This is a genomic window from Streptodolium elevatio (genome assembly GCF_053592165.1).
Genome location: NZ_JBSFVE010000010.1, coordinates 285303 through 308146, shown reverse-complemented (window position 1 = coordinate 308146; position 22844 = coordinate 285303). Strand labels below are relative to the sequence as shown.

The following is a 22844-nucleotide window of genomic DNA, read 5'->3' as shown; positions in this document are numbered from 1 at the left end:
CCACCAGACCGGTGACCGCACAGTGCACGCCGGGGTTGTTATTTGGCGTTGACTTTTGGCACGCTGTTGAGTTCTCAAGGAACGGACGCTTCCTTCGAGACCCTTTCACCGGTCTCTCCGGGCGTTACGCTCTTCGTTGTTTCGTTGTTTCGTTGTTCTTGCTTTTCTTTCCGCGCTTCCAGCTTAGCACACCGCTTCCGGTCTGTTTCGCTTTCCGCTTTGCCTTCGGGAACGACCCTCGCGGGCTTTTCCCTTTCGACTCTTCGAGCTTAGCAGCCGATTTCCCCGCTGCCAAACCCGTGTCGTGCGAGTAATTTTCGAATACACCGACAGGGCACGCAAAAGAAAGCACGGCAGACGTCGTGGCAGACCACGAGAACTATCGTGAGATCGGATTGCTGCTGCTGTGGCGGATTCTGGATCCAGTTCCATCGAAGACTCGACAGGAACGGGACCGCCCGCTCGACCCGGTAGATGCTACCAGGTTGCCGCGCGACTTGCCAGTGTTGCGACAACCCTTCGAACTTACGCGCCCCCGGCCTGCTGTGTCAAGGTCACTCGATCAGCCGACCGCGGGAAGCTCGTCCGCGACATCCGAGGATGCCATATCTCCGGTCTCGCCGGCGGCAACGGCGCGCCGACCGAGGATGAAGACGTACGCGAGGAACGCCGCCTCCGCCGCGACCCCGATGCCGATCCGCGCCCAGGTCGGCAGGCCGGAGGGGGTCACGTACGCCTCGATGACACCGGACACGATCAGGACCAGGGCCAGTCCGATGGCCATCCCGATCGCGATCCGGCCTTCCTCGGCCAGCGCGCGCCCGCGCGTACGGGGCCCCGGGTCGATGACCGTCCACCCCAGGCGCAACCCCGTGCCGGCGGCCACGAAGACGGCGGTCAGTTCCAGGAGCCCGTGCGGCATGATCAGGCCCAGGAAGATGTCGAGGCGGTCCGCGTCGGCCATCAGTCCGCCCGAGGCGCCTACGTTTGCCGCGTTCGTGAAGAGGATGAACAGGACCGGCAGCCCGAAGAGCACGCCCAGGGACAGGCTGCCCGCCGCGACCCAGGCGTTGTTCGTCGTCACCTGCGCGGCGAAGGACGAGGCCGGTGCGCTTTCGTAGTAGGACTCGAACTCGCCGCCGGGGCGCGTGAGTTCGCGGATCTGTTCGGGGGCCGCGATGGACGACTGGACCGACTCGTCGGAGGCGACCCACGCCCCGATGAGCGTAGAGACCACGACGAACACAAGTGCGGTGGCCACCCACCACCGACGGCTGCGGTACACCGCGGCGGGGAATCGTGCGGTGAGGAAGAGGAGCGCGTCGCGCCATCCCGTACCGCGCGGGGCCGTGACCGCGGAGCGCCCGCGCGCCACCAGGGAGGACAGGTGACCGACCAGCACGGGGTCCGGTGCGGCCGACTGCACGAGGGAGAGATGGGTGGCCGTACGCCGGTAGAGCGTCACCAACTCGTCCACCTCGGCACCGCTCAGCCGCCCGCGGCGGCGCGCGAGCTTGTCGAGCCGGTCCCATTCGTCACGGTGCACCGAGACGAAGACATCCACGTCCATGCGGGCCATCCTCCAAGACGTGGGTGTGAGGTGACCATCGGAAGTATGAGAAGCAGTATCTATGCATCGGGCCGATCCAAGAGGAGCGCCACGTGAGCGACCTGGTCACCGGCGAAGCCGTCGCGCTTGACCTGCGGCCGGCCAGGCTTGCCAGCCGGGCGCTGGCGTTCGGCCTCGACCTGCTGCTGCAGGCCGTCTGCCTGCTCGTGTTCGCCTGGGGGCTGGGCAGTCTGCTGATCAATGTCGACCCCGCCCTCGGCATGGCCGTCGGGCTCGCCTTTCTGGTGATCTTCGTGCTCGGCTGGCCGGTCGGCTGGGAGACGGCGACGCGCGGGCGCTCCCCCGGGAAGATGGCCATGGGGCTGCGGGTCGTCAGGGACGACGGCGGCCCGGTGCGGTTCCGGCACGCTCTGGTACGCGGGCTCGTCGGCGTGTTCGCGGACTTCTGGACGACCGGCGGCTGCGGCGCCGTCATCTCCTCGCTCGCGTCGACGCGCGGCAAGCGCCTCGGCGATCAGGCGGCGGGCACGTTCGTCGTCCTGGAGCGCACGCCCGGCGCGCGGCAGGTCCCGGTCGCCATGCACCCGGCGGCGGCAGCGTGGGCCTCGGGACTGGACCTGTCGCGGCTGACCGACGACCTGGCCCTCCAGGCCCGGCAGTATTTGGGACGCATCGCGCAGCTCGACCCGTCGGTCGCCGCCACGCTCGGCACGCGACTCGTCGGCGAGGTCGCGGTTCGCATCGGGGTGGCGCCGCCGAGCGGGGTGCACCCGGCCGGGTTCCTGGCCGCGGTATTGGCGGAGCGGCAGCGCCGGGCGTACGAGCGGGTCCAGCCGGCGGCGGGCACGGCGGCTCCTCCGCAGGCGAATTGGGGGGTCCCCGCGACTCCCCCGACTCAGGCCGCCGTGCCCGCCGTGCCTGCCGAGCCTGCCGAGCCGCAGGGCGACGAAGCGCCGCCGGCTCCGGTGGCGCCGACCGGCTTCAAGCCGCCCGCCTGACGGTCGGACCCGCGCGTCCCCTTACGTGGCCCCGCGCGTGTCGGCGGTTCAGTGTTCGTCAGGGTCGCTTTTCGCCGGGCACGGCATGTCGTACGGCTGCCGCGCGCGGGCCACGCGGAGCGCCTCTCCCCACCAAGTGAGCCGGTCGAGCAATGCCTCGGCCGCCTCATGGTGTCCCTCGTGCAGCGCGCAGTTGTCGACGTCGGGGAATCCGACCGTGTCGGCGAGCGTGACGGCGTGGAGGTCGGCGAAGACGAGCCGCAGTTGGTCCACCGCGCGCAGGCCGCATGCGGAACCGCCGTACGCCACGAACCCCACGGGCTTGGCCTGCCATTCGTCGCAGAACCAGTCGATCGCCGTCTTCATCGCGCCCGGGAAACTGTGGTTGTACTCGGGTGTGACCAGGACGAAGGCGTCGGCCGCGGCGAGCCAGTGGCCCAGGTCGCGTACCGCGCCGGGCACCGCGGCACGGTCGTGCGGCTGGTCCGGCAGCCATGCCTGTGCGAGGTCCAGGACGTCGACGTCCAGGTCGGCGCGCTTGCGCGCCCGGGAGGCGAACCACTCGGCGACGACCGGCCCCGATGTCCCGTCGCGCGCGCCGCCGACGATGACCGCGAGCCGCAGCGGCTCCGTGAGGCCGTCGCCCGAAATCTGCCGCGCCGCATTTGGCGAGTACGCCGCCCCGGACACCGGCACTGCCTCTGCGGACATCTGCTGCTCCCTCCGGCCGAGTTTGGCGACAGGGGCCAGATTGCCGGGGGACGCTTCGGAAGGGCTTACGGTCGGCTTCGGGTGCCCGCATCGCCTGCCTGGCTGCGGATCGCGGCGTACGGAGGCCAGCGGTTACGGCGGTCAGCGGCTTACGGCCGTCAGCGCAGCGCGTCGTTTATGCGTTCCACCTGGGCCGAGACGATTTCGGGGCTCGGCATGCCGGACGTCTCGCGGGCCGGGTCGGACTGGGCGAACACGGCCAGGACATCGTCGATTCGCACGATGACGTATCCGGTCGGCGCCTCAGCGGAACGGGCCGTGGTCGACGCGCCCAGCCGCAGGCCGACGCTGAGGTCACCGTCCTTCGGAACCGGCACACACTGCGGCTGGTGTTCGGTCCAGCCGTCGTCGGACGCCACCGCGGGCCGGGCCAAGGTGTAGCACCAGTCGAGCGCCCGCAGGCCCTCGTCCACGACCCGCTGGGCCCCGGTCCCGACGAACGACGCGATCACCACAGTCGTACGCGCCGCCGACCCGGGCAGCGCCCACGACGCCGCGGTGTACGCCTCGACGTCGGCACTACCGACCCCGCCGGAGAGCAGGCGCGCCAATGGGTCGCAGTCGTCGTCGCGCGCGTCCACGAACGCCGCCTCGGTGGCCTCCGAAGGCCCGGTCATGCCGCCGGGTATGTCCTCGCCGGCGAGCACGACGTCCCGCAGTTCCCCATCGCGCAGCGAACCGGCGGGGTCGGCGGCCGAGTCCACAACCTGGCGCGCCACTCGGGGTTCCGCGCAGCCGACCAAGGCCGTCCCCATTGCGGCGATCGCCAGCACGGCCGGGACGGCGGCACGCACGCGATGCGCGGTCCCGCGCCGCGCACTCCGGCCCGTCGTCACCTGTCCTCGTGTCACGTGTCTTCGTGTCACTTGTCCCTGTGTCACCTGTCTCCGCGTCACCTGGCGGTGCGTCACCTCGGCGTGCGCAACCTGTTCGCGCGCGACCTTGCGGTGCGTCACAAGGCCTCCCGGGTTCTGGCGGCGGACCGTCGCGTGGCATCGGCCGGCACTGCCTCGGGGGGGGGGGAGGCGGAAGCCGGGGCGGGCAGCGTACGTGACCATGCGTCAGGCACCGGCGCGGGGGGTGGCCGGACGCCCCCGAGCAGTGTGCGGTCGCGACGCCTCCCCCGCATAGGCTCCTGACCATGCCCTCCGGCGTCTACTCCTTCCATGACCCGACCGACGGAACCCCGCTCGGCGGCGAACGCTTCAGTTGCGCACCCGGGCCCGCCGGCTGGCGCTACACCGCCACAGCGTCCGACGGCCGCGGCTCGATCGACCTCACCCTGGACGCGCGCGGCCGGCCGGTGCGGGCCGAAGTGGTCGCGGGCGACTGGCGCGTGCGCGGCGGCGCGACCGTGGTGGACGGCGCCGCGGCGGTCGCGTGGGTGCGTGCCGCCGTGGATCCCTCGCTCGTCGACACCGCGGTCGAAGGCGACGCGAAGACGCCCGCATTCACCGGGCGTTCGCCGGCCTTCCTGGTGGCGACCGCGCGGCTGCTGGGACTTGCTCCGGGGCAGTCGGTACGCGTACGCCTCACCGCGTTCACCGACCCGGTCCTCGCACCGCACCCGCGCGAGGAGGCCTGGGCCCTCACCGGGATCGAGGAACACCCCACTCCCAGTGGGCCGTTGCCGGTGGCACGCTACGAGGTGGCGGATCTGGCGACGGGGGTGCGGGGTGTGGTCCATCTGGCCGGGGACGTCATCCTGGCCGCGCCCGGCGTCGAGTTGGAGGAGTTGTGGAGCCCGCCCAACTTCGGCTGACCGCGGGAGATCCCGACAAGCCGGCCCTGGCGCACTGCTGCCACATGGGCAAAGCGGTCAAGGCGCACTGCCGCGACATGAGCAGGCCGGTCCATGCGCGCTGCACAACGTGGGCGAATCGGCCTACGCGCACTGCTGCGCCATCGCGGTCTTGTCCGCGTCCGTGACCGGCAGTTCGTACTTGATGGAGACCTGCGCGTAGCGCACGGCGTACGCGCACCTTATGTCCTTGTTCGGCGGCAGCCACGAAGCCGGCGTCGCATCTCCCTTACCGCTGTTGGTCGGCCCGTCGACGGCGAGCAGGTTGAGCGGGTCGTTGGCGAACTGCACGCGCTTGTCCTCGGGCCAACGCGCGGCGCCCATCTGCCAGCTCGCGCTGAGGGCGACGACGTGGTCGATCTGCACCGCCGTCGCCTTGCTCTTGTCGAACGGGATGGCCTTGCCGGTGTACGGGTCGGCCAGCGACATCGCGGTGACCACGCACGTCGAACCGGCCTTGAACCGCACGCCCGTGCCGTCGCGCTTGAGGATGTCGTCGCGGGTGCCGCAGCCGTTGCGGCCGAGCGGTACGCCGTTGGCGGAGTCCGTCCACGCCGGTCCGTACATCTCGCGCTCGTAGCCCGTCTTCGGCCCGCGCCCGGCCGTGCCCACCTTGTCGATCAACGTGCGGGCCTCGGCGCGGTCGGCGTCCGCCGTCACGGGAGCGAGTCCCGGGGCGGTCCCGTCGCCGTTGTCCAGCGGCTGCGCCGCGGGGCCGGCCGGGCCTGCCGGGCCGGCGGGCGCCTCGGCCGACGCGGGTGAACCGGCGCCGCCGGGCCCTACGGTGTCGCCGGGGTTCGAGCATCCTGCGAGTGCGATGGCCGCCGATGCGGCGAGCACGGCGGTACGCCGTCCCCATCCCCTGCCCATGTCCCCGAGTCCCCTTCGCCGGCAGACCGCCGATCGTAAGCCGCCCGAACTGCCGGCCGCATGCGATCGGCCGACGTGCCTGTCGGACGGACTACCCGCGTTCCGGTTTCGCAGTCACGATCGGCTCGGGAGGCGCGACCGGGCGCGGCGGACGAGGGGCCTCCCGGGGCGGTTCCCCGCGGGGACCGGCCGCGCAGGGGGGCGCGGTGTCCCAGTCGGCGGTGAGCGGAAGCGGCTGGAGGCATTCGGCGAACGCCACGCACGCCTGCCACGAGGTACGGAACCGCATCGTCCGGCACGCCTTCCGCAAGCAAGTGGAACCCGAGCGAGTCAACCCTAGCCAGAAACCCACCGGATTTGACCGATTCGCCCGGAAATGCGGCGAGTGGGCGTGTCCTCCGCGCGGACACGCCCACTCCACGTCCCGAACACCCGGCCCCGGGTCACCCCGGATCGGGCGTCACATCAGTAGCGGTAGTGCTCCGCCTTGTACGGCCCCTCCACCGGAACACCGATGTACGCGGCCTGCTGCTCGGTCAGCTTCGTCAGCTTCACCCCGAGCGCGTCCAGGTGCAGGCGCGCCACCTTCTCGTCGAGGTGCTTCGGCAGCACGTACACGCCCACCGGGTACTCCGACGTCTTCGTGAACAGCTCGATCTGCGCGATCGTCTGGTTCGCGAAGCTGTTGGACATCACGAAGCTCGGGTGGCCGGTCGCGTTGCCCAGGTTGAGCAGGCGGCCTTCCGACAGCACGATGAGGACCTTGCCGTCGGGGTAGGTCCAGGTGTGGACCTGCGGCTTGACCTCGTCCTTCACGATGCCCGGGGTCTTCGCGAGCCCGGCCATGTCGATCTCGTTGTCGAAGTGGCCGATGTTGCCCACGATGGCCTGGTGCTTCATCTTCGCCATGTGCGACGCGAGGATGATGTCCTTGTTGCCGGTGGTGGTGATGAAGATGTCGGCGGTCTCGACGACGTCTTCGAGCGTCGCGACCTGGTAGCCGTCCATCGCGGCCTGCAGCGCGCAGATGGGGTCGATCTCGGTGACGATGACGCGCGCGCCCTGGCCGCGCAGCGACTCCGCGCAGCCCTTGCCGACGTCGCCGTAGCCGCAGACGACCGCGACCTTGCCGCCGATGAGGACGTCGGTGGCGCGGTTGATGCCGTCGATCAGCGAGTGGCGGCAGCCGTACTTGTTGTCGAACTTCGACTTGGTGACCGAGTCGTTGACGTTGATCGCGGGGAAGAGCAGCGAGCCGGCCGCGAACATCTCGTACAGGCGGTGCACGCCGGTCGTGGTCTCCTCGGTGACACCCTTGATGTGCGGGGCCATCGCGGTCCACTTGCCGGGGTTCTCGGCGAGGTTGCGGCGCAGCAGGTCGAGGATGACCGCGTACTCCTCCGAGTCGTCGGCGGCGGTCGCGGGCACCGCGCCGGCCTTCTCGAACTCGACGCCCTTGTGCACCAGCAGGGTGGCGTCACCACCGTCGTCGAGGATCATGTTCGGCCCCTCGTGGCCCGGCCAGTTGAGCGCCTGCTCGGTGCACCACCAGTACTCCTCCAGCGTCTCGCCCTTCCAGGCGAACACCGGGACACCCTGGGGGTCGTCGACCGTGCCGTTCGGGCCGACCGCGATCGCGGCGGCGGCGTGGTCCTGGGTGGAGAAGATATTGCAGGAGACCCAGCGGACCTCGGCGCCGAGGGCGACCAGGGTCTCGATGAGCACGGCGGTCTGCACGGTCATGTGCAGCGAGCCCATGACGCGGGCGCCGGCCAGCGGCTGCGCCGCGGCGTACTCCTTGCGGAGCGACATCAGGCCGGGCATCTCGTGCTCGGCGAGCTGGATCTCCTTGCGGCCGAACGGCGCCAGGGAGAGGTCGGCGACCTTGAAGTCGGTGAAAGCCATAAGGGCGTTCCTCAGATGAGAGTCGGTACGGGGTCCGGGGACGCGTCGTCGACAGGCAGGCGCAACCGCACCCGCCGTACTCCGACGCGATCCAGTCGGGAGCCCTCTGCCCTCATGCCGTACGCCCGGGACTGTGCCGGGGCGGACCGGTTCTGACTGCCGTCCGCAGCGACTGTGTGCGCCTTGCTGCAAACGACGTTAGCACTTTCAGGAGGTGGGCTCGGGCGCGTGGTAGATGTCCGGCTCGAGGTAGATGACGCGCGCGATGGGGACCGCCGTACGGATGCGCTCCTCGGCGCCGTTGATCGCCGACGCGACCTCGGCCGCGGTGTCCCGGGCGTTGACCGCGATCTTCGCGGCGACCAGCAGCTCTTCGGGACCGAGGTGCAGCGTGCGCATGTGGATGATCCTCTCGACGTCGTCGCCGTCGACCATCGCCTTCTCGATCGCGCGGATGGTGTCGAGGTCGGCGGCCTCGCCGAGAAGCAGGCTGCGGGTCTCCAGCGCGAGGACGACCGCGATGACCACGAGCAGGATGCCGATGCACAGGGTGCCGATGCCGTCCCAGACGGGCTCGTCGGTGATGACGGTGAGTCCGACGCCGCCCAGCGCGAGGAACAGGCCGACGAGGGCACCGAGGTCCTCCAGCAGCACGATCGGCAGTTCGGGCGACTTGGCGCGGCGTACGAACTGCACCCACGACAGCTTGCCGCGTACCGAGTTGGACTCCTGGATCGCGGTGCGGAAGGAGAACGACTCCAGGATGATCGCGAACACCAGGACGCCGACCGCCCAGTACCAGCTCTTCAGCTCGTGCGGGTGGGCGATCTTCTCGTAGCCCTCGTAGATGGCGAACATGCCGCCGACCGAGAACAGCACGATCGAGACGAGGAAGCCGTAGATGTACCGCTCGCGGCCGAAGCCGAAGGGGTGCTCGGGCGTCGCCTCGCGCTGCGCGCGCTTGCCGCCGACGAGCAGCAGCACCTGGTTGCCGGAGTCGGCGAGCGAGTGCACGCCCTCGGCGAGCATCGACGACGAGCGGGTGAACGCGAAGGCCACGAACTTCGCGACCGCGATGCCGAGGTTCGCGAACAACGCCGCGACGACAGCCTTGGTACCGCCACCCGCACTCATGCACTACCGCCCTATGTGAGGTCTTGCCGTCATGTCTTGCCGATGGTCGGACTTTCCCTGGCCCTTAATCCAGCTTTGCCATTCCGCGGCGGTCATTCTGTCATCGCGGGAGGGCCCGCGGCGGACATCGCCGAGACGTGTCGATCCGGACCCCGGTCGGCACACGGTCGAAAGCGCGGCGGGAAACGCGGTCGGGACGCGGCCGGGAACGCCGTTCATCCCTGGCCGGGGACGGTGGCGCGGAACACCGTGCCGGCACCGCGGAGCAGCAGCTCGGGGTCGTCGGCCGGTACGTACACGGACTGCCCCCGCAGCAGTTCGAGTTCGTCGCCGCGCGCGTCCGTCACGGTCGCGGCGCCGCCGGTGCACAGCAGGATCTGCGGTGCCGCGGAGCGCAGCATGTGCCGGGAGGCGCCGTCGAGTTCGTAGCGCGACAGGCGGAAGTCCGGCACGTGCGTCGGGTAGACCTGCTCGCCGTCGTCGCCCTCGACCGGGTCGAGGACGTCCACCGGACCGGCGCGGAACTCCAGTACGCGTAGCAGCTCGGCGATGTCGATGTGCTTGTCGGTGAGCCCGCAGCGCAGCACGTTGTCGGAGTTCGCGAGGATCTCCACGAAGACGCCGCGCAGGTACGAATGCGGCAGCCCCGCCGCGAAGTACACCGCCTGGCCCTCGGTCAGCCGCACGTGGTTGAGCAGCAGGGCCGCGACCACTCCCGGGTCGGCCGGGTGCCGGCGGGCGAGGTCGGCGACCGCGGCGCAGGCGTCCGCGAACGGCGAGGGGGTCTCGGCCACCCGCAGACAGGCGGCGGCGACCTCGCCCACCACGATGGCGCGGCGGCGGTCCGGCAGAGTCAGGGCGTACGTCGTGGCTATGCGCAGCCCCTCGGTCTCCGACTCCTTGCGCAGCGCGTCGATGCACGGCTGGAGCTCGGGTACCGCGAGCAGGTCGAGCAGTTTGACCGTCTCGGCCACCTCGCGGAAGCCGCACAGGGCCTCCAAGTCACCGAGCGCGCAGGCGAGTTCCGGCTTGTGGCTGGCGTCGCAGTAATTGCGGAACGGGGCGTCCAGCGGTACGCCGCGCGCCTGTTCCTCGGCGAACCCCGCGGCGGCCTGCGCCGGGTTGGGATGCACCTGGAGCGACAGCGGCGCCTCCGCGGCCAGCACCTTGAGCAGGAACGGCAGCCTCGGCCCGAAGCGTTCCGCCGTCGCGGCGCCCAGTTCGCGCGCGGGGTCGGCCGCGATGACGTCGGCGAGCGACCGCGCGCCGAGCCCGTCGCGCCGGTCCACGCGCGACGGATCGCCGGGGTGGGCGCCCATCCACAGTTCTGCCTGCGGTTCGCCGGTCGGCGGCACGCCGAGCAGTTCGGGGATCGCGGTCGTGGAGCCCCACGTGGAGTTCCGGACCCGGTTGACGAGGCGGTCCATTGCTATCGGGTCCCGTCCCCGTCCCCCGGCGCGAACACGTCGAAGCAGCCCTCGGACCCGGTGTCGTGACCGGTCGTCAGCGCGAGGTAGGTGGCGGCGAAGTCGCCGAGTGCGACGAACTCGCCGAACTGCGCGAGGGCGTTGGGCCCCTCTGCGGTGATCTCGTTGAACGGCAGGCCGAGTTCACCGGTGATGCGGCGGACCGCCTCGACCTGGCGGCGGACCGGAGCGGTGTCGGCGTCGACGAGCAGCACCGGGCGCAGGCGCAGCGGTTCGGGCTCTTCGATCCGGTCGCGGAAGAAATCGTCGGAGTCGCCCGACGCGCGACCGAGCGAGCCGTCGAAGAGGTTCCCGGATCCGGCGGCCGCCTCGGGCAGCGTGCCGGACAGCGCGGGGAGTCCGGCGACCGAGGTCAGGGACGCGGCGACGCGTCCGGCGGCCACTCCCGCGACGGGGCCGGTGCCCCACACCACGGGGATGGTCCCGGCGAGGTCGAGGGCGAGGGCCTTGGCGGGGTTCTCGTACGTCCCGGCCGTCGGGCGGCAGCGCAGCCCGACCGCGTCGAGCCGGTCGGCGAGCACGTCGAACGCCTCCCCGGGGCCGTACGTCCCCACCCCGAACGACTGGCAGATCGCCAGCAGCCCGCTCAGCAGCGGCCAGAACGCGTCGCGGGCGGCGACCTTGTCGGGACCGCCCACGGCCGGTGCGAACACGCGCAGCCGCAGCCCGCGCGACTGCTCGGCGGCCGCGTCCACGGCGGAACCCTCGGGGGCGACGGCGGCGATACCGCAGCCGCGCCGGTACGCCTGCTCGGCCAGCGCGAGGAGGTCGCGTTCACCGCCCGTCGGCCCACCGAGGACCAACAGGTCGAGCGGGCCGAGCCAGCCCGGCAGTATTCCGCCGGTGACCGCCACGACGGGGACCGCCGCGGTGGAGCCGGTGAGGGCGATCAGCGCCGCGACGGCCGGGCCGCAGTTCGGCGGGACCGCGACGGCGATGGTCCGGGGCCGGTCGCCGCCCCCGGCGCGCAGGCCGGACTCGGCCACCGCCCACGAGGCGCGGCGTACCTGGGCCCCGGCGCCCGCGAGCGTGAGGAGCGACTGCCCGGTGTCGGCGCGGCCGAGTCCGTCGGCGTCGTCGAGCAGGGCCTCGTCGACGGGGATCATGCCGAGCCGTTGCCGGAGCCGCCGGGGCGGCGCGCCTCGTCGGCGAGCAGCACGGGGATGTCGTCGCGGACGGGGTAGGCCAGACCGCAGGTCTGCGACGTGCAGACCAGCTCGCCCGCGTCGGCGTCGGCGCGCAGCGGAGCGTGGCACACCGGGCACGCGAAGACCGCCAGGAGCGGGTTGTCGAGCTTCAAGGCTTTCTCCCACGGGGACGGCTGGGCGGAGGTCCGGCGGTGAGCCGGGGGTGGTGCGGTGACCGGAGGGTCAACGAGACACCCTACTGACAGGTTCCATGATCCGATACGCGGCACGGAAAGCGCCCGGAAGCGGGGCATGGCCGGGCCGGGCGGGTGAGGGAATCCGGCGGTGCCGAGGGTCGCCGCCGCCGGGTCGCACCAACGGCGTCCGGCCCGGCGGCCGATCCGCCCCGGCGCAGCCCGGGTCACCGGGTCACCCCCGGATCAACCCCGGATCAGCGCCAGGACCGCGTCGCGCAGGGCGGCCATGGTGGTGGCGTCCTTGGCCTCGACGTTCAAGCGCAGCAGCGGCTCGGTGTTCGACGGGCGCAGGTTGAACCACCAGTCGTCGCCGCCGATGGTCATGCCGTCCATGTCGTCGACCACGATGCCGGGCTGCCCGGCGTACGCGGCGCGCACCTTCTCGGCCGCCGCCGCCTGGTCCGCGACCTCGCTGTTGATCTCGCCCGACTGCACGTAGCGGTCGTAGTCGGCGACGAGGGCCGACAGCGTGCCGTCCTGGCCGCCGAGCGCCGCCAGGACGTGCATCGCGGCGAGCATGCCGGTGTCGGCGCGCCAGAAGTCCCGGAAGTAGTAGTGCGCGGAGTGCTCGCCGCCGAAGACGGCGTCGGTCACGGCCATCTCCTGCTTGATGAACGAGTGGCCGACGCGCGTGCACACGGGCGTACCGCCGTGCTCGCGGACGATCTCGGGGACCGCCGACGAGGTGATCAGGTTGTGGATGACCGTGGCGCCCGGGTGCTTCTCCAGCTCGCGCACCGCGACGAGGGCGGTGATCGCGGACGGCGAGACGGGGTCGCCCTTCTCGTCGACGACGAAGCAGCGGTCGGCGTCGCCGTCGAACGCCAGGCCGAGGTCGGCGCCGGTCTCGCGGACCTTCGCCTGGAGATCGACCAGGTTCTTCGGGTCGAGCGGGTTCGCCTCGTGGTTCGGGAAGGTGCCGTCCAGCTCGAAGTACATCGGGACGACGTCGAGCGGCAGGCCCTCCAGGACCGCGGGGACGGTGTGGCCGCCCATGCCGTTCCCGGCGTCCACCACGACCTTGAGCGGCCGGATCGCGGTGAGGTCCACGAGGGAGCGCAGGTACGCGGCGTAGCCCGGCAGGACGTCCTGCTGCTTGATGACGCCCTGCTTGCCGTCGAACGCCGGGACGCCCTCCTCCACCAGCGCGCGGATCTCCGCGAGCCCGGTGTCCTGGCCGACCGGCGAGGCCCCGGCGCGGCACATCTTGATGCCGTTGTACTGCGCGGGGTTGTGGCTCGCGGTGAACATCGCGCCGGGCAGGTCGAGGCTGCCGCTCGCGTAGTACAGCTCGTCGGTGGACGCGAGGCCGATCTCGGTGACGTCGGCGCCCTGGCCCGCGGCGCCTTCGGCGAAGGCCCGGGACAGGCCGGGCGAGCTGGGGCGCATGTCGCGGCCCACGACAATCGCCGTGGCGCCGGTGACCCTCGCGAATGCGGCGCCCAGTGCGCGGGCGGTGTCCGCGTCCCACTGGTCGGGGACCACGCCCCGCACGTCGTACGCCTTCACGATCTGGGAGAGGTCGCGCACCGGGGCTCCGCTTCGTTGTCCGCTTGTTCCTTGGGAGGGCCGTCCAGGCCCCTCGGGAGGGCCGTCCAGGCCCGGCTCGGCTCGTCGGTCCCCGGTTGTGGCGCGGGGACCGGGAAAACCCTATCGCCGCACGCCTCCCCACCGAACCTGACCGGCCGTCAGCCCTGCGAGGACGTGACGCGTTCAGAGTGCGCCGGGGGCGCGGGGCGCGTTGTGCGCGGCCGGGGTATCAGGGGCGGCATGCGCGCTCAGGAGTCGGGTGAGCGCAGCACGCGCAGGTGGCCGCGGCGTCCGGCGTCGGAGTGACCGCCGCGGTCGGCCGGTTCCGGCACGGTGGGCTGCTGCTGCTGCTGCGGCGGGCGGGCGGCCTCGCGCACGGCGTTGGCCAGCGCTTCGAGGTCGTCGGTGGTGGGCTTGCCGGCGGCGGGGTCCGGGGCCAGGCGTACGACCTCCCAGCCGCGCGGCGCGGTGAGGCGCTCGGAGTGCTCGGCGCACAGGTCGTAGCAGTGCGGTTCCGCGTACGTCGCGAGGGGGCCGAGGACCGCCGTGGAGTCCGCGTAGACGTACGTCAGCGTCGCGACCGCAGGGCGACCGCATGCAGTCCGCGAACAGCGACGTACAGGGCTCACGGGGATGGACGGTACCGCACCGCGGGCACCCGCGGGTCGCATACGCCCCACGTCAGGCCCACGTGTCGCCGATAAGGGCCGGTTGTGGGGGCGTTCCGGGGACGCGCCGGGGCCGTACCGGCGGGCCTCAGCGGCGTTCGACGGCGAGCCCCTATGCTCGAAAGCGTGCACAGTGAGCACTCCGCGGGCCCGTCCCGCAACGACCGCGCGCCGAGACGGCGCCGCCGCGACCGGCACGGCCGGGGGATGCGCGGCCCGTTGGCGCCGCGGCCGGTGCCGATCGCGCTCACGCGCGCGGAGAAGTTCGACGACTTGGCGTCCGACTCGGTGGAGCGGCTGACCAAGCGCTGGCCCGAGCTCGAGCGGGTGCGTTTCGCGGTCTTGGACGTGCCCGAGGCCGAGACGGAGCTGCTCGCGGACGAACCGGTCGCGCTGGGGCGCATGGTGCCCGCGACGGGCGACGAGACCGCCATGATCATCCTGTACCGGCGCCCGCTCGAACTGCGTGCCGAGAGCCGCAGCGAGCTGGAGATGCTGGTGCACGACATCCTGGTCGAGCAGGTAGCGGACCTGCTGGGTCTGGACCCGGACACCGTCGACCCGGACGAGTGACGGACGCCGCGGCCCGCGGCCCGTCCTCCGGGCGGCCTGGCCCCCGACGGCCTGACCCCCGGCCCACGTGCTCGGCCGACCTGCTCCGAGTGACGGCCCGCCGGCGGCGGACCCGGTCGGCCGCCCCTGTACGGCCGAACCGGTCGCGTTCTACTTCTTCTTCGGGGACTCCGGCTTCTCCTCCGGCACCATGATCGACATGTCGCCGGACACGGTGGGCAGTGCGACCGTGTCACGCGCGGCCGTCGCGCCCTGGACCGTGAACATCGGGACCTTGTCCATCTGTTCGGCCACCATGCGGGCGGCGTGGACCGGCCCGGAGCCGGCCGCCGGCTCGATGGTCAGCGCGAACTGGGTCGCCCCCGCGGGGACCGGCGCCGGGACGCCGACGGTGGTGCCCGCCGGGATGTCGACCTCGGCGGTGGCCGGCTCGGCGCCCGCCGTGGAGGTGAGCTTGACCTTCGCGGCTCCCTGAGGCGCCGTCAGGTACACGACCGTGCCCAGCGTTCCGCCCGCCCGGTTGTCGGCCATCACGGCGCGGCCGGACAGTTCGGGGGTCGCCGCCAGGTACGCCACGTCGGTCGTGTCGCCGGTGCCGCGGGTCACCCGTACGCCCACGAGCACGTCCGCGCGCGCGGCGGTCAGCCGCAGCGCCGAGGCCTCGCCCTTGGTGATGTCGCCGAGGTCGACCTCGGTCACCTTGCCGCGCTTGACGAGCGCGCTCTCGAAGCCGGCGGGCTTGAAGGTGCTGGCCTTGCCCACGACTTCGATGCTCACGTCGGTGTCGGTGTCGCTCGCGCCGAACAGCGTCAGGCGCACGTTGGTGGCGTCCTCGGGCAGGCCCGGCACCACGAACGACCTTCCGCTGCCCGCGGCTTGCGGGAGCCAGTCGTTGCCGGCGGTGCCCTGCTGGTCGCGTACGGCGGCGGCAATACGGCCGGAACGGGCCAGCACGTGCACCGCGACGACCGGGACATTCGGCGCGAGGGGCTTGAGCATGATGTTCTGCGACTCGCCCGGGGTGAACGTGAGGCCGCGCACACCCTCGGCGGCGATCGGCCCGTCGGGTCCGTACAACTCGACGTCGACCTGCGCCGCGACGTTGGTGCTGTTGCTGAGGTAGAGGTACGCCTCGCGGTTGTCGGCGGTCGACGTGCCGACGAACCACTGGTCGGTGCCCGGGGCTTGGCACTGCACCCCGGCCAGGCCGCGGCCCGCGCCGTTGCCGAGGCGCGTGGTCGCCTGCGCTGAGAAGCCGGGCGCGAAGGCGCCGTCGGTGCCCCAGCCGACCGCGGGCACCTCTTTGCCGTCGATGGCGACCGAGCCCGGGCGGCCGGGGGTGTCGAGCTTGCCGCGCTCGGCCTTGTCGCCGAGGTTGGCAAGCTTGGCCGCGCCGCCCGTCGCGGAACCGTTGCCGGGGCTGTAGGCGGTGTAGAGCGTCGACGCCCCGTCCAGCGTGCGCACCTGCGGGCAGACCGCCTCGGCGCGTTCGACCGGGACCTGCTTCGGCGGGGTCGCGTCGGCGGCTCGGCTCGACGACGGGCGCGTGAGCGTCGCGAGGCCGACGATCACCGCGAAGACGGCGACGGCGGCGGCCAGGGAGAGGGTCGTGCGCTTCACCGGGTGCCTCCGGGTCGGGGCGGCTGCTGCGGCGGCCACGGGTCGTCGTCACCGGGTGCCTGGTCCGGCGGCGAAGCCGGGTACGGGGGCGGCGTGTTCGGGTCGTACGGCGGACCGTAGCCGGCCTGCCCGTAGCCCTCAGCGCCGTAGCCGTCCGGGCCGTAACCGCCCGGCTCGCGGCCGGGGTCGGGGTAGGCCTGCGGCGCACCGGAGGGGTCGTACGCCTGTTGCGGGTAGGCGCCCTGGCCGTAGCCGGACTGCTCGTAGCCGGACTGGTCGTAGCCGGACTGGTCGTAGCCGCCGTCCTGATAGCCCTGCTGCGGGTAGCCGGACTGCTCGTAGCCGGGGGCGTACGCGGGCTGCTCGTAGCCGTAGGAGCCCGTGTCGTGGTCGGCGCCGGGACCGGCGTAGCCGCCCTGCTGCGGCACCGCGTCCTCGGGGTAACCGCCGCCGCCGTCGCCGGGGATGCCCTCGCGGGGCTGGAAGCCGCGCGCGTAGCGGGCGAGGTCCCAGTCGTCGTCGGGTGCCGCGGCGGGCTCGGGCTCGGTGGCCGTCGCCGTCCCCGGGGAGGCCGGCACGAACAGCGAACCGGTGTCGGTGCCGGTCGGCGTGGGATCGGGGGCCCCCGTGCCCTCCGCCTCGGCGGCCGCCCGGACGCGGCGCGCCCGGCGTCCGCCGCCGGGCAGCGTCGCGGACACCTCGGACACTCCGGCCTCGCCGCCACCCTGGGCGGGGATGCCGGCGGCCCGGCGGCCCGTGCCGGTCTCCGGCAGGTCGTCGTCGGTGCCGCGCCGCCGGGCGGGCAGCGCGAGGACCACCACGACGAGGAGCAGCACGCCCTGGGCGATCAGCCACACGTTGCGGCTGCCGCCTTCGTACGTGACGGCCAGTCGGCCGCCGGAGGCCGGGAGTTGGAAGGCCTGGCCCCAGGTTCCGTCGCCGCGGGCCGCCGCGGGGGCGGACTTGAGCGGGCGTCCGTCGAGGGTGGCGCGCCATCCCGCGTCGGGGCGTTCGGCCAGGTTGAGGACGCGGCCCTCGGGACCGGGGTCGATCCTGGTCGCGACGTCGTCGGGACCGGAGGCGACCGGCACGGACGTGCCGTCCGGCTGCGTGATGCTGACCCGGGCGGTGACACCCTCGACCCGCCACAACGTGGTGCCGTTCTCCGCGGACTTGCGCAGCAGGCCCGGTGTGCCGTCGAGACGGGTGACGACGGCCGGGTCGGAGGACGGCTGCACGAGGATGTAGCGGATAGCGAAGGCGGCCAGCCCGTGTGCGTCGGCGCTGCCGGTCCCGGACAGGAAGGCCGCGACGTACTCGTCGAGGGCCTTGTGGTCGTCGGGCTCGGGGGCGACGTCGGCGTCGCCGAGGTAGATGCCGCTGCCGCGCACGAGTGTGGCGGTGACCGCGCCCGCCGGGTCGGTGCGCAGGACCAGTGTGCGGGCCCGGTCGGAGTTGGTGTTGTCGGACGCGATGAAGGCCGGGAGGTACGGCCCGCCCTGCCGGTCCAGCGGCCCGGACGCGCCCTGCCAGAGCCACGCGCCCGCCGCGGCGAGCGGTGTGACGGCGGCGATGACGGCGACGACCACCGCGGCCGGCTGGCGCCAGCCGAAGCTGATGGCGGTGACGCGGGCGCGGGCGTCCTCGGCGCCGACCATGGCGGCGGCGACGTATCCGAGTCCGACGACGATGGTGGCGACCCCGGGCCATGCGGCGACGGCGCTGCCGTCCGCGGGCGCGGTGACCTCGATGCGGCTGACGACGATCGCGACGACCAGCCCGATCGCGGCGACGGCCCACGCGGTCAGCACGGCACGGCGCCGCGAGTCGCGCAGCAGTGCGGCGAGCGCCGCGAGGAGCAGGCCGATTCCCACGAACATGGTGATGGTGCCGGGGCCGCCCGGGTCGAGCAGCATGAGGCCGACCGGGTGTGCGCCGCGCTCGGACAGGCCCTCGGGGGCGAGGCCGGGTTCGAGCAGGAGCCGGTCGCCGCTCAGGAGTTCGAGCGACCACGGCACGAGCAGCGCGATGGGCACGGCCAGCATGATGAGCACGCGGGCGACGAGCCCCTTGCCGAGGGTCCCGGCGAAGTACGCGGCGGGCAGCGCCGCGACGGCCAGCACGACGGCGATGACCCAGCTGAGCGGGACGAAGGCGACCGCGACGGCCAGCGCGAGGCCGGTGCCCCAGGCGGCACGCCACGACGCGTTGAGCCCGCCGAGGCCGGCGACCTGCACGGCGCCGCGCGCGACGATAGGCGCGACGATCAGGACGACGGCGGTGCCGATGCGGCCCTGGGCGACGGCACCGGTGGCGACCGGGAGGAGCGCGTACACGGCGGCACCCCAGGCGCGCACCAGACTGCTTGCCACGAGCTTGCGGGCGCTGAGGTACGCGGTGATGCCGGCGAGCGGGACGCTGCCGATCAGCAGGACGCTGACGGCGGTTCCGGCGCTCCCGAAGAGCACGACGCCGAGCGCGCCGACGATTGCGAGGTACGGCGGCGCGGCGCTGTCGCCGCCGAGTCCGACGCCGTGCCAGGTCTCGGTGAACCGCGAGATGAGGTCGCCGGCCGTGTCGGGCACGGGCAGCAGCGCGCCGCCCAGGAGTCGCCCGCCGGTGAGGATGTCGCGTGCCGCGGCCAGCGTGACGAGCAGGAGCAGGACCGCGAGTGCGACGCCGGGCCGCTGCACGACGGCGCGCAGTCGGGCGAAGTTCTCGACTTCGAGGTCGTCGGTGTCCTCGGAGGTGGGCCCGCTCTCCAGCACGCTGTTGCGGGCGCGGGCGCCCTCCGGTTCGACGCGGCGGCTGATGCTGCCGACCAGCGCGTCGAACGCGTGCCGCACGCTTGCCCCGCGTGGGGGGAACAGGTCGCGGAAGTCGGCGTCGTCGACGACACGTGTCCGCGCGCGGGCACGGCGGCCCGAGATGAAGCGGTACGGGCGCAGGAGGACCGAGTAGACCCCGATGAACTCGTCGAGCGCCATGCGCGGCAGCTTGCCGACGAGGTAGCCGAGGACGCGGACGATGGTGCCGAAGAACAGCCGGAGCCAGGTCAGCGGGAGCGTCTTGCCGGGGGAGTTGGCGAGCAGCGTGTACACGGCGCCCGCCCGGTCGACCCGGTGCGGGTGGTCGGCCGCGCAGTCGATGGGCCGCCGTTCACGGGTGGCCGCTTCGGCGTGCAGGACGACGGCTTCGGGGACGACCACGACGCGGTGGCCGGCGGCGTTGGTACGCCAGCAGAAGTCGGTGTCGTCGCGGCCGAAGGGCAACCGCGGGTCGAATCCCCCCAATTGCTCCCATACATCGCGGCGTACCAGGAGCCCGGCGCTGCCGACCGCGAGCACGCCGCGTACCGCGTCGTGCTGCCCCTGGTCCTGCTCGCGGCGCTCCAGGCCGGTCCAGCGCCGCCCGCTGCGGGCGATGGTGGTGCCGACCTCGAGGAGGCGGCGCCGGTCGTACCAGCTGCGCACCTTGGGGCCGAGCACGCCCGCGGAGGGGAGTTCGTCGGCGGCGCGGAGCAGCAGGTGCAGCGCGTCGGGCGCGGGCTCGCTGTCGTCGTGCAGGAGCCACAGCCACTCGACGAGTTCGCCGGACCGGCCGCCGGGGTAGGACTCGTCCGGACGCCCGAACGAGTCGGGGCCGTAGGGGTCGGTGGCGGCGACGTATCCGTCGACGGCATAAGGGAGCGAGGCGGCGTCGGCGACCGGCACGGTGCGGACGGCGTCGGCGACCGCGGCGCCGAAGGTCGCTGTGCGGTCGGTGCGGATCACCGAGGTGGGCCCGAGGGCGTCCTCGAGGAGCCGGGGGGTGGCGTCGGTACTGCCGGTGTCGACGGCGACGACGCGCTGCACGGGGCGTTCCTGGCCGAGGAGTCCGGTCAGGGTGCCGGGCAGCCAACGTGCGCCGTCGTGGGCGACGAGGATCGCGGTGACGACATGTCTCGGGTACGCCGGCGCGTGCGCATAGGCCGACTGTTGCGTGAAAAGTGGCATCAGGGTTGAGGACCCCGGGAGGCTCGGGAGCGACGGCGGAGATCATCCAGCACCCGGCTGGACGGCCCCACACTACGCGACCGCGGCCACGGCGCCGGGTCGGTCCGTGATGCCGACCCGGGATCGGCAGGTTCCCGGGCGGGACGGTGCGATGTGTTGTACGGCGTTTGCCGGCCAGGCAACCTGACTGCTCGTCAGGCCACGGCTCGGTGCCGCGTCGGACGTGTCGTCGGACGCGTTGCCGGACGGGGCGTCAGACCGCGCGCTTCTTCAGGCGGCGGCGCTCGCGCTCCGACAGGCCGCCCCAGATGCCGAACCGCTCGTCGTTGGCCAGGGCGTACTCAAGGCATTCGTCGCGGACCTCGCAGGAGAAGCAGACCTTCTTGGCCTCACGGGTCGAACCCCCCTTTTCCGGAAAGAAGGACTCGGGATCCGTCTGCGCGCAGAGCGCCCGCTCCTGCCAGGTGAGTTCCTCCTCCTCTCCCTCCATCACGCCGTCCTCGACCAGCAGCTGCAAGAGCTCGCCCATCGCGTGCCTCCTCGACCCTTTTTACGTCCCCGTTATTTATCTGTGACCATCAATGGTCACAGCATGTGTGAAATTACAAGCGCGTCGTTACTGTCCCGTCAAGCCGAGCTCTGCTATTGGAGCCCGGATTCACCCCCCGGGACCACACCAGCCCGCGAGTTGGACGTATTCCACCAAACACGGACATATCAATCAACCCGCGTTTGTTGCCACGACGCCTCATGCGCTACCCCATGCATTGCTCCGGTCTCGTCGACGTCCTCCGGACCAACCCGTCCGATGCCGACTCGTAATGGACCTACGCGTCGCGCGCTCATCAGGGTTCCCCGCTTCGGGGGAAAATCTCACCGGAATGACCGACGTCACAGCGGACAACCGCGCCGGCAGACCAGCCAGGCGACATGTCAGGAAATCACTCCCCCACCACCCTCTTTTTCAACCCTCGCAATACTGCCGCCTCCCTAACGTCACCCGAATCGGCGAAGACGACCGGTTGTCCTCACCCACCCGGCGCACCCCGAGTTGACAGACCACCCGTGTTGCGGGTGTCCTTTTGGTCATGTCCGCACACCGCATGCCGCTCCGGAGTCGCCACGCCGACCTCCGTCGGATCGCCGCTGCGCTGTGTTGTCGCACCTTCTGTATGAGCTGAGGGCGGCCTTTTCGCTTCGCCCTCGCCGCGCAGGCGGTGCCCAGGACCAGGTACGTCCGAGACATCCCTCCGGTTCGAACCCGCGGTGATCTTCCGCGGCCCGCGACGCCATCCGCGTCCGGCCGCCGGACTCCCGCCGGCGCCTCGGCCGCCTGCCGGTTCCCGCCCCGGTCCCACGACGCCCCGGCACAGGGCGTGCGGTCCGGCGGTACGGGACCACGGATCCAGTCCGACCCGCGCGGCGGCCTCCCCCGCCGCGCCACCGCTCCCGAGGACTTCCCGCGCATGTCCAGTGACATCACGGTCGCCGGCGACCCGCTCGCCGCACCCGCCCGCCTCGCCGTTCCGCCGGCGCCCGTCACCCGTCCGTCCGTCGCCCGGCTCTCCGGCCTCGCGACCCGCTACGCCGCCGAGGTCGCGGCCGCCCTCGACACCGTCGAGTACGACCCGGTCTCGCGCTGGTACCGGCTGCTGCACGCCGCCGACGACCACGAGGTCTGGCTGCTGAGCTGGCTGCCCGGGCAGGGCACCGGCCTGCACGACCACGGCGGCTCGTCCGGTGTGTTCACCGTCGTCGCCGGCGAGCTCCACGAACGCTCGCTCGTCGTCACCCCGCTGCGCCGCGCCGGCGCCCGCGAGCGGGTGCTCACCCCCGGCGCCACCCGGGTGTTCGGCCCGACCTACGTCCACGAGGTCACCAACGTCGGCACCGAGCCGGCCGTGAGCGTGCACGTGTACGCCCCGCGCCTCACCGCCATGACGATGTTCGAGGCGGACCACGATGTCCTGTCCCGTCCCGGCAGCGAGCCGCTGCCGCAACTTCGCGTCGAGCGTTCAGGGGAACACTGGTGACCTCTTCTCCCACACCTCCGGTGCATCCCGACACACCTCAGCCGCATCCCGACGCACCGCAGCCCCGGCCGACGCGAGTGGACTCCCTGCTCGCCTCGGCCCGTTCGCGTTACACGCGCGTCACCGCGCGCGAGGCGTTCGAGGAGGCCGCGCGCGGCGCGGTGCTCGTCGACACCCGCAACGCCGGGCAGCGCGCCGCCGACGGCGTCATCCCCGGCGCCCTGGTCGTCGAGCGCAACCACCTGGAGTGGCGCTTCGACCCGGAGGGCGACGCGCGCCTGCCGGAGGCGACCGGGTTCGACGCCCGCGTCATCGTGCTGTGCGACGAGGGCTACGCGTCGAGCCTGGCGGCGGCGTCGCTGCTGGACCTCGGGCTCGTGCGCGCGACCGACATGATCGGCGGCTTCCAGGCCTGGCGGGCCGAGGGGCTGCCCGTAGAGGAGTGATCGCGGCCGGTGGGGGGGGGGGGGGCGCGGGACCCCCCCCCCCCCGCCCCCCCCACCAA

General features: G+C 72.4%; 19 protein-coding genes. 5 read left to right on the top strand and 14 right to left on the bottom strand.

Features of this window, described 5'->3' with window-relative positions; all coding sequences use genetic code 11:
- Positions 1 to 562: 562 nt before the first annotated feature.
- Positions 563 to 1570: a stage II sporulation protein M gene (locus ACWD12_RS20545; RefSeq protein WP_450100696.1), complete on the bottom strand. Its 1008-nt coding sequence runs from the start codon at positions 1568 to 1570 to the stop codon at positions 563 to 565.
- Positions 1571 to 1662: 92 nt separating this feature from the next.
- Here ACWD12_RS20545 and ACWD12_RS20540 point away from each other — a divergent pair, with 92 nt between their 5' ends.
- Positions 1663 to 2568, top strand: a complete 906-nt coding sequence (locus ACWD12_RS20540) for an RDD family protein (RefSeq protein WP_450100695.1) — start codon at positions 1663 to 1665, stop codon at positions 2566 to 2568.
- A 48-nt stretch (positions 2569 to 2616) separates the two neighbouring features.
- On the opposite strand, the gene ACWD12_RS20535 is transcribed toward ACWD12_RS20540, so the two are convergent.
- Complete coding sequence (locus tag ACWD12_RS20535) at positions 2617 to 3279, bottom strand: NADPH-dependent FMN reductase (RefSeq protein ID WP_450100694.1); 663 nt, start codon at positions 3277 to 3279, stop codon at positions 2617 to 2619.
- 158 nt (positions 3280 to 3437) lie between these two features.
- Positions 3438 to 4133, bottom strand: a complete 696-nt coding sequence (locus ACWD12_RS20530) for a hypothetical protein (protein WP_450100693.1) — start codon at positions 4131 to 4133, stop codon at positions 3438 to 3440.
- Between the two features lie 347 nt (positions 4134 to 4480).
- Here ACWD12_RS20530 and ACWD12_RS20525 point away from each other — a divergent pair, with 347 nt between their 5' ends.
- Positions 4481 to 5101, top strand: coding sequence for a hypothetical protein (locus tag ACWD12_RS20525; protein ID WP_450100692.1), 621 nt, complete (start codon positions 4481 to 4483; stop codon positions 5099 to 5101).
- A 123-nt stretch (positions 5102 to 5224) separates the two neighbouring features.
- Here the strand turns inward: ACWD12_RS20525 and ACWD12_RS20520 are convergent, their stop codons facing one another.
- The 8 genes from ACWD12_RS20520 to ACWD12_RS20485 form a co-directional block, all read right to left on the bottom strand.
- Entirely contained in the window at positions 5225 to 6010 is a 786-nt protein-coding gene (locus ACWD12_RS20520) for an HNH endonuclease family protein (protein WP_450100691.1), read from the bottom strand.
- Between the two features lie 465 nt (positions 6011 to 6475).
- Positions 6476 to 7915, bottom strand: coding sequence for an adenosylhomocysteinase (gene ahcY, locus ACWD12_RS20515; protein ID WP_358362686.1), 1440 nt, complete (start codon positions 7913 to 7915; stop codon positions 6476 to 6478).
- A 207-nt stretch (positions 7916 to 8122) separates the two neighbouring features.
- Positions 8123 to 9049, bottom strand: coding sequence for a cation diffusion facilitator family transporter (locus ACWD12_RS20510; protein ID WP_450100690.1), 927 nt, complete (start codon positions 9047 to 9049; stop codon positions 8123 to 8125).
- 215 nt (positions 9050 to 9264) lie between these two features.
- Positions 9265 to 10476: a mannose-6-phosphate isomerase, class I gene (gene manA, locus ACWD12_RS20505; protein WP_450100689.1), complete on the bottom strand. Its 1212-nt coding sequence runs from the start codon at positions 10474 to 10476 to the stop codon at positions 9265 to 9267.
- A gap of 2 nt (positions 10477 to 10478) precedes the next feature.
- Positions 10479 to 11642, bottom strand: a complete 1164-nt coding sequence (locus ACWD12_RS20500) for an SIS domain-containing protein (RefSeq protein ID WP_450100688.1) — start codon at positions 11640 to 11642, stop codon at positions 10479 to 10481.
- Entirely contained in the window at positions 11639 to 11836 is a 198-nt protein-coding gene (locus tag ACWD12_RS20495) for a Trm112 family protein (RefSeq protein ID WP_358362678.1), read from the bottom strand. The genes ACWD12_RS20500 and ACWD12_RS20495 overlap by 4 nt, the downstream gene beginning before the upstream one ends.
- 267 nt (positions 11837 to 12103) lie before the next feature.
- Positions 12104 to 13450: a phosphomannomutase/phosphoglucomutase gene (locus ACWD12_RS20490; RefSeq protein WP_450100687.1), complete on the bottom strand. Its 1347-nt coding sequence runs from the start codon at positions 13448 to 13450 to the stop codon at positions 12104 to 12106.
- A gap of 248 nt (positions 13451 to 13698) precedes the next feature.
- The gene (locus tag ACWD12_RS20485; protein ID WP_450100686.1) at positions 13699 to 14121 is read right to left on the bottom strand and encodes a DUF3499 domain-containing protein; all 423 of its coding nucleotides are present in this window, start codon (positions 14119 to 14121) and stop codon (positions 13699 to 13701) included.
- Positions 14122 to 14325: 204 nt separating this feature from the next.
- On the opposite strand from ACWD12_RS20485, the gene ACWD12_RS20480 reads away from it, so the two are divergent.
- On the top strand, positions 14326 to 14691 hold the full coding sequence (locus tag ACWD12_RS20480) for a metallopeptidase family protein (protein WP_358362695.1): 366 nt from the start codon (positions 14326 to 14328) through the stop codon (positions 14689 to 14691).
- A gap of 150 nt (positions 14692 to 14841) precedes the next feature.
- Here ACWD12_RS20480 and ACWD12_RS20475 read toward each other — a convergent pair whose 3' ends face one another.
- From ACWD12_RS20475 to ACWD12_RS20465, 3 genes are all read right to left on the bottom strand, one after another.
- Complete coding sequence (locus ACWD12_RS20475; protein WP_450100685.1) at positions 14842 to 16311, bottom strand: DUF5719 family protein; 1470 nt, start codon at positions 16309 to 16311, stop codon at positions 14842 to 14844.
- On the bottom strand, positions 16308 to 20306 hold the full coding sequence (locus ACWD12_RS20470; RefSeq protein ID WP_450100684.1) for a glycosyltransferase: 3999 nt from the start codon (positions 20304 to 20306) through the stop codon (positions 16308 to 16310). The genes ACWD12_RS20475 and ACWD12_RS20470 overlap by 4 nt, the downstream gene beginning before the upstream one ends.
- Before the next feature lie 253 nt (positions 20307 to 20559).
- The gene (locus ACWD12_RS20465; protein ID WP_358362669.1) at positions 20560 to 20835 is read right to left on the bottom strand and encodes a WhiB family transcriptional regulator; all 276 of its coding nucleotides are present in this window, start codon (positions 20833 to 20835) and stop codon (positions 20560 to 20562) included.
- A gap of 937 nt (positions 20836 to 21772) precedes the next feature.
- On the opposite strand from ACWD12_RS20465, the gene ACWD12_RS20460 reads away from it, so the two are divergent.
- Positions 21773 to 22339: a cysteine dioxygenase gene (locus ACWD12_RS20460; protein WP_358362667.1), complete on the top strand. Its 567-nt coding sequence runs from the start codon at positions 21773 to 21775 to the stop codon at positions 22337 to 22339.
- Positions 22340 to 22359: 20 nt separating this feature from the next.
- A complete protein-coding gene (locus ACWD12_RS20455) occupies positions 22360 to 22785 on the top strand; it encodes a rhodanese-like domain-containing protein (RefSeq protein ID WP_358362694.1) in 426 nt (141 codons plus the stop codon).
- The last annotated feature ends 59 nt before the right edge of the window (positions 22786 to 22844 follow it).